10 protein-coding genes are annotated in these 9,488 nt (G+C 67.2%); 6 read left to right on the top strand and 4 right to left on the bottom strand.

What is annotated here, in order from left to right; translation table 11 throughout:
- The 5 genes from VP06_RS20050 to pyk form a co-directional block, all read left to right on the top strand.
- Positions 1 to 530 (top strand): DMT family transporter (locus VP06_RS20050; RefSeq protein WP_048465559.1); only part of this gene is annotated, 530 nt, incomplete at its 5' end.
- A 73-nt stretch (positions 531 to 603) separates the two neighbouring features.
- A complete protein-coding gene (locus tag VP06_RS20045) occupies positions 604 to 1,899 on the top strand; it encodes a glycerate kinase type-2 family protein (protein WP_048465558.1) in 1,296 nt (431 codons plus the stop codon).
- The gene (locus VP06_RS20040; protein WP_082167512.1) at positions 1,871 to 2,332 is read left to right on the top strand and encodes a DUF1036 domain-containing protein; all 462 of its coding nucleotides are present in this window, start codon (positions 1,871 to 1,873) and stop codon (positions 2,330 to 2,332) included. The genes VP06_RS20045 and VP06_RS20040 overlap by 29 nt, the downstream gene beginning before the upstream one ends.
- A 294-nt stretch (positions 2,333 to 2,626) precedes the next feature.
- Complete coding sequence (locus VP06_RS36520; RefSeq protein ID WP_156295690.1) at positions 2,627 to 3,979, top strand: hypothetical protein; 1,353 nt, start codon at positions 2,627 to 2,629, stop codon at positions 3,977 to 3,979.
- 229 nt (positions 3,980 to 4,208) lie between these two features.
- A complete protein-coding gene (pyk, locus tag VP06_RS20035; protein ID WP_048465557.1) occupies positions 4,209 to 5,645 on the top strand; it encodes a pyruvate kinase in 1,437 nt (478 codons plus the stop codon).
- Between the two features lie 16 nt (positions 5,646 to 5,661).
- Here the strand turns inward: pyk and VP06_RS20030 are convergent, their stop codons facing one another.
- Positions 5,662 to 6,300: a bifunctional transcriptional activator/DNA repair enzyme AdaA gene (locus tag VP06_RS20030; RefSeq protein WP_048465556.1), complete on the bottom strand. Its 639-nt coding sequence runs from the start codon at positions 6,298 to 6,300 to the stop codon at positions 5,662 to 5,664.
- 149 nt (positions 6,301 to 6,449) lie between these two features.
- Between VP06_RS20030 and VP06_RS20025 the strand changes: the two genes are divergently transcribed.
- Complete coding sequence (locus tag VP06_RS20025) at positions 6,450 to 7,364, top strand: DMT family transporter (RefSeq protein ID WP_082167511.1); 915 nt, start codon at positions 6,450 to 6,452, stop codon at positions 7,362 to 7,364.
- Positions 7,365 to 7,411: 47 nt separating this feature from the next.
- Here VP06_RS20025 and VP06_RS20020 read toward each other — a convergent pair whose 3' ends face one another.
- The 3 genes from VP06_RS20020 to ykgO form a co-directional block, all read right to left on the bottom strand.
- Entirely contained in the window at positions 7,412 to 8,434 is a 1,023-nt protein-coding gene (locus VP06_RS20020; RefSeq protein ID WP_048465555.1) for an alpha/beta fold hydrolase, read from the bottom strand.
- A 12-nt stretch (positions 8,435 to 8,446) separates the two neighbouring features.
- Positions 8,447 to 9,034 carry a tetratricopeptide repeat protein gene (locus VP06_RS20015; RefSeq protein ID WP_245291248.1) on the bottom strand — a complete coding sequence of 196 codons (588 nt, stop codon included), beginning with the start codon at positions 9,032 to 9,034 and terminating at the stop codon, positions 8,447 to 8,449.
- Between the two features lie 106 nt (positions 9,035 to 9,140).
- On the bottom strand, positions 9,141 to 9,266 hold the full coding sequence (ykgO, locus tag VP06_RS20010; RefSeq protein WP_012334921.1) for a type B 50S ribosomal protein L36: 126 nt from the start codon (positions 9,264 to 9,266) through the stop codon (positions 9,141 to 9,143).
- Between the last annotated feature and the right edge of the window lie 222 nt (positions 9,267 to 9,488).

Below are 9,488 nucleotides of genomic sequence, written 5' to 3'. Positions count from 1 at the left end.
CGGCCGGGCGCACGCTGCTGGGCCTCCTCGTCTGCCTTCTCGGCGGCGCCACCCTGGTCGGGCAGTCGGTGCAGGTCGATCCCGCCCGCCTCGCCGGCGACCGCGACGGGGTGGTCACCGCGATCTTCTTCGCCCTCTACTTCCTGACGGTGGAGCGCGCCCGGGCCCGGGGCCTGGGGGCCGCCCGCGTCACCTTCGTGGCCTCCTGCATCACCGCCCTGGTGCTGCTCGGCGCCGTCGCCGTGCTCGAGACCCGGCCGGTGCTGCCGCACTCCTGGGCCGCCGCCGCCGGGCTCCTGGCCCTCGCCCTCGTCAGCCATGCGGGCGGCCAGGGCCTGCTCGCGGTGGCGCTCGGGCGCCTGCCCGCCGGCTTCTCCTCCCTGGTGATCTTCCTGGAGGCGGTGGCCGCCGCGATCCTGGCCTGGATCCTCCTCGGCGAGGCGCTCGGGCCCCTCCAGGTGCTCGGCGGCGGCCTGATCCTGGCCGGCATCGCGGTCGCACGCCCCCGGCGTTCCACTCCGTCGGCCTAGCTCTAACAGACTAGAACAAGGCCGGTACGAAGCCGGCCCGAAGCATGACCTTATCATCCAGAGGAGCCGCCTCGTGACCGATGCCCCCGTTCCGGAGACCCGCGCCCTGCTGCTGCGCCTGCTCGATGCGGGCGTCACGGCCGCCCATCCCCGCGGCTGCCTGGTGCGGCACCTGCCCGCAGTGCCGGCCGGGCGGCTGGTGATCCTCGGCGCCGGCAAGGCCGGGGCCAGCATGGCGGCTCTGGCCGAGCGGCATTACCGGGCGCAGGGCGTCGATCCGTCCCGCATTGCCGGCCTCGCGGTGGCCCGTCACGGCTATGGCGAGCCGGCCGGGGTGATCGAGGTGGTGGAGGCAGGCCACCCGGTGCCGGACCAGGCTGGCATCGCGGCGACGCAGCGGGCCCTCGATCTCGCGGCCTCCGCCGGCCCGGACGACCTCGTGCTGGTGCTCCTCTCCGGTGGCGGCTCGGCCAACTGGATCGCCCCGGCCGGTGCCCTGACGCTCTCCGAGAAGCAGGGCATCACCCGGGCGCTGCTGCGCTCCGGCGCGGCGATCGACGAGATCAACTGCGTGCGCAAGCACCTCTCGCGCATCAAGGGCGGCCGGCTGGCGGGGGCGGCGCGCAACGCCGGCGGGATTCTGACGCTGGCGATCTCCGACGTGCCCCGGGACGATCCCGCGGTGATCGCGTCGGGCCCGACGGTGCCGGACCCGACCACGCTGGCCGATGCGCGGGCGATCTGCGCCCGCCGCGGCATTCCCCTGCCGGCTTCCGCCGAGGCGCTGCTGAACGATCCCGCCAACGAGAGCCCGAAGCCCGGCGACCCGGTCTTCGCCCGCAGCGAGTTCCGCATCATCGCCCGGCCGGTCGACGCCATCGAGGCCGCCGCCGCGGCGGCGCGGGAGGCCGGCTACGAGCCGGTGCTGCTCGGGGCCGATCTCGAGGGCGAGGCCCGCGAGGTGGCGGCGGCCCATGCCGCCCTCGCCCGCGAGATGGCCTCCGCCGGGCGAAAGGCGGCGCTGATCTCCGGCGGCGAATTGACCGTGACGATCCGCGGCGAGGGCCAGGGCGGGCCGAACCAGGAATACGCTCTGGCGCTGGCGCTCGCCCTCGACGGCGCCCCCGGCATTGCCGCCCTCTCGGCCGATACCGACGGCACCGATGGCGGTCGCGGCGAGGCGACCGACCCGGCCGGCGCGATGATCGACCCGACGACGCTCGCCCGTGCGGCGGCGGCGGGGCTCGACGCGGGGGCGAGCTTGGGAGAGAACGACTCGACTCCGTTCTTCGACCGGATCGGCGACCTCGTCCGGCCCGGGCCCACCCGCACCAACGTCAATGACCTCCGCATCATCCTGGTTGGCTGACCTTTTTTCCCGCCCGCGCCGCGCCGCCCTGCTCTCGGTCCCGGTCCTCGCCCTGCTCGGGGCCGGGCCGGCGCGGGCGGATCTGCGGATGTGCAACATGACCGGCAGCCGCATCGGCATCGCGCTCGGCTACCGGGATTCCGGCGGCTGGGTGACGGAGGGCTGGTGGAACCTCTCGGCCAAGGGCTGCGAGACCCTGCTCAAGGGGGCGCTCGCCGCCCGCTACTACTACGTCTTCGCGGTCGATTACGACCGCGGCGGCGAGTGGAGCGGCCGCTCCCTGATGTGCACCCGCGACCGCGAGTTCACCATCCGGGGCGTCGAGGATTGCCTGGCCCGCGGCTACGACCGCAACGGCTTCTTCGAGGTCGATACCGGCGAGCAGAAGAGCTGGACGATCCAGCTGACGGATCCGGGACGGGCGGGGCCTTGAGGCTCATTTAGCCTCTTCTGATCGGATAATCGATGTTGCGAGATTGGCGATTCGTGCGTGATTTTATTTAATTTATCTATTTTTAATTTTGCCATGGTGCGAAAATTCATTTAATTTATTATTGGATCTTTCAAAAAAACGTTACTTGTCACCTTTGTATTATTGGTGTATTGGTGCAAAAGACTATTTTATGGAAGATTTTTGATGCCCCATGTAAACATAAAAGCCACGCCGCTGCCTTCCAGATATGAGCCACTAATTCGCACTTTTGGTGAGCGTGCAAACTGAACCTTTGTGTCTCCTGATGAAGATATTGTGGCAATTAAGCGTTTTTTGGCTGCTGCAACGAGTGCATCACAAGGGAAAATATTGTTTTTAAAGGCTGAAAGTGGTGCTGGAAAAAGTACATTTGTTCATAGTCTGGAGATATTTCTTTCGGATAAGGTTGAAAGAGTAATTCGACTTCCTCCGCAGCATGATCTTGTCACAGATAAAATTCCCGAATTTATTGCAAATATACCAAAAACGGTAAAATTTACTATTTTGAATTTTGATGGGCGAGAGGCCCCGTCTTTTAATGAGCCGGAATACAGAACTTTTCTAGGCGCTCTGAACAGCTTGCTAAGGACAAGGAGCGATATTGTAATTATATGGCCAGTAAATGATTCGGGCTTTTCGGCCCGCGTAATCGCGCTGCTTCAACAAATCGGAGGAAAAAGTGCATTCGGTTATACCCCGGAGTACGAACTTAATGGAATATCTAAGTTGCGGTTTAGAGATGTTGTCGACAGGATATTGCAAATTGCAAATTGGCGTCTTGAAGACGCAGCAATATCGGATGCTGAAGTCGATATTCTTATAGAGAAATCAAATAGAATTGGCGAGCTGTTAGATGAATTACAGCTTCTAATTGCTAGAAGATTTGATATTTCGGGTATGGGTGTTGAATTTCCTAGGTTGGTAATAGCTATTAGTTCGGGATCTTCTGGTATTAGAGAAACTTGCCGATCATTAAGGAGGGCTGATAGTTATTATTTGGAAGCGTCTCGCCTTTTGATGTATACTAAGAAGTCTAATGCCGCGGAGTGGTGGAATAATAGATCTGATGATTTGAAGGCGGCGCTGCCATATGTTATAGCTATGTTTGATGCTCAGTTAGTGTCTGTTTCGGCAAGCGCCGTGACCCATTCTGCCCTTTATTCTGACGATCAAGCGCTTGTAGCGCTTGTCGAAGGTGTTCGGCCCAACAAAGGAAACGCGAATCGCGTTATTTCATCTTCTGAAATTCACAAATATTTTATGGGATCTCCAATTGATAATAGGGAATATGGAACAAATGTAACGAACGAAACTATTGAGTCATTTAGTAGAATACAATCGTTATCTGAGACTCATCACAGAGCAATAAACAGGTCTATCATTGGATTGTCTGTAAGCGCGGGCGCAAATTTGAAAAATGCTAAATTTGAAGTGCCCCTAGTTCCCGGTCTTCAGGCTGATGTCTCATATGAAACTGATGACGGAAATATCGTTGCTGTAGAATTCCATCATAAATCTGCGCGCGAATCTAGTGCCAATAAATTGGCAATATATATATTAGAAAAACTGAAAGAATATGCAATCAATTTTGGGCTAGCATCGCGCTAAATGTTATTGAAATTCCGACGGCGATGCTCGGCAAAAAGCCGGCGACCCCGTTTTCCCCGCAGGCGCGGGGATGAACCGCTTCGCTGCCGAGGGACCATGCGACCACGGGGCTGGCCAGCCCGTTCCTCCCCCTGCCCCGGCCCCAAAACGCCAATTGACCCCGGCCCGCCGACCGGCTTTCCGTAGGGGCCATCCTCCGCTCCTCGCTCATCCCCGGACGACACCCCCCATGAAGCGCGCCCGCCGCACCAAGATCGTCGCGACCCTCGGCCCGGCCTCCGAGGATCCGGCGGTGATCGAGGCGCTGTTCGCGGCCGGCGCCGACGTGTTCCGCATCAACATGAGCCACCTGCCCCGGGAGCGGCTGAGCGAGCGGGTGGCGACGATCCGGCGCATCGAGCAGAAGCTGAAGCGGCCGATCGCCGTGCTGGTCGATCTCCAGGGCCCGAAGCTCCGGGTCGGGCGCTTCGCCGGCGATGCGGCGGTGATCGAGAACGGCCAGAGCTTCGTCCTCGACGACGACCCGACCCCGGGCGACGCGACCCGGGTCCACCTGCCCCACCCCGAGATCCTCTCGGCCCTGGAGCCCGGCCACGCGGTCATCATCGACGACGGCAAGCTGCGCCTCGTCGTCACCGAGGTCGCGCCCGGCCGGGCGGTGACCCGGGTGGTGACCGGCGGAAAAATCTCGAACCGCAAGGGCGTGTCGCTGCCCGACACCACGATCCCCGTGGCGGCGATGACCGAGAAGGACCGCCTCGACCTGGAGGCCGGCCTCGCCGCCGGGGCCGACTGGATCGCGGTGTCGTTCGTGCAGCGCCCGGAGGACGTGGTCGAGGTCAAGGCGGTGGCGCAGGGGAAGGCCCTGGTGATGGCCAAGATCGAGAAGCCGCAGGCGGTGGCGGCGCTCGACGCGATCATGGCGGTGGCCGACGGGCTGATGGTCGCCCGCGGCGATCTCGGGGTCGAGATGCCGCTCGAGCAGGTGCCGGGCGTGCAGAAGCGCATCACCCGCGGGGCGCGCCGCCTCGGCAAGCCGGTGGTGGTGGCGACGCAGATGCTCGAATCGATGATCTCGGCCCCGGTGCCGACCCGGGCCGAGGTCTCGGACGTGGCGACCGCCGTCTACGAGGGGGCGGATGCCGTGATGCTCTCGGCCGAGAGCGCGTCGGGATCCTTCCCGGTCGAGGCGGTGTCGACCATGAACCGCATCGCCGAGCAGGTCGAGCGCGACGGGATCTACTGGTCGATCATCGCCGCCCAGCGCAACACGCCGGAATCGACCGCCTCCGACGCCATCGCGGCGGCGGCCCATCAGATCGCCGGGACGCTGGGGCTCAACGCCGTGATGGCCTGGACCGCCTCCGGCTCGACGGCCCTGCGGCTGGCCCGCGCCCGGCCCGACGCCACCGTGATCGCGCTCACCCCGAAGCGCGAGACGGCGCGCCGCCTCGCCCTGGTCTGGGGCACCCACCCGATCGTCACCAACGACGCCAGCGACATCGACGACATGTCGTTCCGCGCCTGCAAGTTCGCGGTGCGGGAGAACTTCGCGGGGATCGGCGACCGGGTGATCGTGGTGGCGGGCCTGCCCTTCGGCACGCCGGGGGCGACGAACCTGGTGCGGATCGCCACGGTGACGCTGGAGCATGCCGCGAAGGCGTGAGCCGGACGGGATGCCGTCATCCGGGATCGGCCGCGATACCGCCGGGCGTCGCCACCGAGGGCGGGTGTGACCGGCGCCGGATCTGGCTCGGAGGTCGCCCATAGACCTCCGCGAACACCGCATGGAAGCGGCGCAGGCTGCCGAACCCGGCCTGCATCGCCACGACCGTCAGCGGCAGGTCCGTCTCGGACAACAGTCGTTTGGCGCGCTGCACGCGCGCCGTGCGGGCAACCTGCGTCGGCCGGGCGCCGACATGCCGGTCGAACAAGCGGCTGAGGTGACGCGCGCCGATGCCGAGACGGTTCGCCAGTCCTTCGACCGACGCGCCCTCGCCATCGAGCGCGCCCTCCTCGACGATGAGCCGCATCGCCCGCTCGACCGTGGTCACCGTTCCCTTCCAGGCCGCGGAAAGCGGGGCCGTCTCCGGGCGGCATCGGAGGCACGGGCGGTAGCCGGCCCGCTCCGCCGCCGCCGCACTCGGCAGGAACTCGATGTTGCGCCGCAACGGCTGCCGGACCGGGCAAATGCACCGGCAGTAGATTCCGGTCGTGCGGACCCCGACGAAGAACCGGCCGTCGAAGGCGGGGTCGCGCCGCGCCCAGGCCGCCTCCCAGCCCGCGGCCTCCCGATCCGCCGTGCTCTCGATGGTGTCCATGCGCCCATCGTACATCACCGTCCGGGACCGGCAGAGGATCGCGTCCGTTTTCGGCGCGAGCGGGCGACGGGATTCTGCTTCATCCGGCCCGTTCTCGACGGCCGGGCCTTTCCATGTCTTTCCACCCTCCCATCGCGTCCCATCCTCGCATGACCGCGACCGAGTGGGCGCTGCTCGTCCTGCTCTCGCTCCTGTGGGGCGGTTCGTTCTTCTTCGCCAAGATCGCGGTTGCGGCGCTGCCGCCCCTCACCGTCGTGCTCGCCCGTGTCTGGCTCGCTGCGCTGGCGCTGGCCCTCGTTCTGCGCTGGCGCGGCACGGCGTGGCCGCGCGACGGGGCCGTCTGGCGCGCCTTCGTCGGGATGGGCCTGCTCAACAACCTCATCCCGTTCGCGCTGCTGTTCTGGGGGCAGACCGTCCTGTCGAGCGGCCTCGCTTCCGTCCTCAACGCCATGACGCCGGTCTTCTCGCTCCTCGTCGCCCACGTGCTCACCGCGGACGAGACGCTGGCCGTGCACAAGATCGTCGGGATCGGGCTGGGTATTGCCGGGGTCGTGGTCCTCGTCGGCGTCGAGGCGGTGTCGCAGGCCAATCCGGCCTTCCTCCCGATCCTCGCCTGCCTGGGCGCGGCGTTGTCCTACGGCCTCGCCAGCGTGTTCGGACGCCGGTTCAAGCGGCTGGGCATCGACCCGGTGGTCGGCGCGTTCGGGCAGGTTGCGGCGACGAGCCTGATGGTCGCGCCGCTCGTCCTTGCCTTCGCACCGCCGTGGCGCAGCGCCATGCCGGACGCCTCGACATGGGCGGCGCTCATCGGGCTCGCCCTGTTGTCGACGGCGCTGGCCTACGTCCTGTTCTTCCGGCTGCTCGCGACGGCGGGGGCGGTCAACACCTCGCTCGTGACCCTCCTGATCCCGGTGAGCGCGATCCTGCTGGGGGCTCTCGTCCTGGGCGAGCGGATGAGCGGCCCGCAGGCCGGCGGCATGGTCCTGATCGGCGCCGGCCTGATCGCGATCGACGGACGCATCGGCGCATGGCTGCGGGCCGGATTGAGACGGAGCGGAGCGTGAGATCCGCTCCTGACTCTCGACGATCGGGCCCGACCCGAAACCGATCGCTACTCCGCCCCCACCCGCTCCCGCGCCGCGAGCGCCTCGATCTCCGCCACCACCGTGTCGGCGGCGACGTAGTGGAGCATGTGGCCGACGCCCGGCAGCACCACGAGCCTGGCGTCCGGCACCTCGCGGGCGAGCGCTCGGGCATGCACGTCGGTCTTCACCACCGGGTCGATATCGCCCGCGAGGATCACGGTCGGGGCGGTGATGGCGCGGTAGCGCGGGCTCTGCCGTTCCAGGAAGGCGTAGAGCCCGTCGAGGTCGCGCAGGTTGGCGCCGAAGGTCGAGGGGCGCAGGACCAGGGGCACCCGGGCGCCGTCGAGATAGCCCGCGGGGAGCCCTTGCGGGCGAAACACCACCTCGGCGAAGCGGTCGAGAGCGACGAAGCCGAGGGGCGCCGCGACCGTGTAGGTGGCGAGCGTGAGCAGCATCCGCCCGGGGAGCGAGCGGTACCACGCCGCATAGCCTCCCACCGAGCCGCCCGGCCAGGGATGGCTGACCGGCGCCAGCAGCGCCAGGCCGGCCACCCGCTCCGGGTGATCGAGGGCAAGCGCCGTGGCGAGGGCGCCGGACCAGGAATGCCCGACGATCAGGGCGGGGCCGACCTTGAGGACAGCCAGGGCCTCGGCGATCAGCCGGGCCTGCACCGCCGGCGAGGCGGCGTCCGGGGCGATGCGGTCGCTGTAGCCGAAGCCCGGCCGGTCGAAGGAGAGCACCCGGAAGCCGTCACCGGCGAGCCGCCGGCCGATCGCCTGCATCGGGTCCATGGCATTGGCCGACGCGCCGTGCAGGAGCACCACCGTGCCGCGGCTGGGCGCTCCCTCGCCCGGCCCGGCCTCCAGCATCGCGAGGTGCCCGCCCTCCACCGCCACCCGCTGGCCGGCCGGGGGATAGCGCGCCTCGACCACGCGGGTGATGATCCAGGTCGCGAGCAACCCCGCGGCGACGAGGGCCAGCAGGGTTCCGGCGACGAGGCCGGCGATCAGGGTCAGCACGCGGGCGATCCGTCTCTCACGCCGATGCATGCGGCCGGGCGGTCACAGGTCGCGGCCGTCGACATCGGGCGCGAGGCGCTCGATCGCCTCGTGCACCTTGCCCATCCGGGGATAGATCGCCTCGACCCGCCGGAAGGCGGCGAGCGCCCGGCTCTTGTCGTCGCTCGCCATGTAGATATGGGCGAGCGCCGCCCAGGCTTCGAAGTGGCGCGGCTCCAGGGTCAGGGTCTTGTGCAGGTCGGCCAGCGCGCTCGCCTGGTCCTCGAGCAGGTAGAAGGCGGTGGCGCGCCGGCTCCAGCCCTCGGCCCAGCCCGGCTCCAGCACGGTCACCCGGTCGAGAAGCTCGACGGCCAGGGGATAGTCCTTGGCCCGCATCGCTTCCGCGGCGCGGCTCGCCAGCAGGTCGACGGTGTCGCTGCCGGACCGGTCGAGGCGGCGCTCGATCAGTTGCGCGACGCCGCGGGCCTCGGCATCGTCCTTGGCCGCCTTCAGCCGCGCGAACAGGTCGTCGAGGGTGACGGGCGCACGGGGGGCTTCCTTTGATGCCTCCCTGGGCGCCTCCTTCGGGGCCGCGGCTGCGGGCGCGAGCGTCGAAACGACGACAGCCGGCGCTCCGAGGAGGCCGGCCATCAGGCAGATCGAAAGGGAGAGACGGCACATGCCGGCACTGTCCGGCGCCGGTGCGATCCCGTCAACGCGATGGCTTGCCGCGGCCGCCGGGCAAGCCGCACGCGGATCAGCCCTGGCGGGCCTTGTAGCGCTTCTGGGTCTTGTTGATGACGTAGACCCGGCCCTTGCGGCGCACGAGCTGGTTGTCACGGTGCCGGCCGCGGAGCGACTTCAGCGAGTTGCGGATCTTCATCGGTCTGGTCTCACGTCGGTGCGCCGGAACGCCCGGGCGCGGATGGATAAAAACGGGCTCGCGGCGCCTGTCCGGGATGGAGGCCACCCCGGGCAAACGCCGACGCCGGGCGATGCGGAGCACGGCCCGTGCGGAGGCGCGTGACTTACCCGGCGCCGCACGGGCGAGTCAACCGGATCCACTGCGAAAACGTCGCGGGCGGGGTCGGTTCAGGGCCGGGCG

Source organism: Methylobacterium aquaticum (assembly GCF_001043915.1).
GTDB lineage: Bacteria > Pseudomonadota > Alphaproteobacteria > Rhizobiales > Beijerinckiaceae > Methylobacterium > Methylobacterium aquaticum.
Note: the sequence above shows the minus strand (reverse complement) of the source record. Positions and strands in the feature narration are given on the sequence as shown.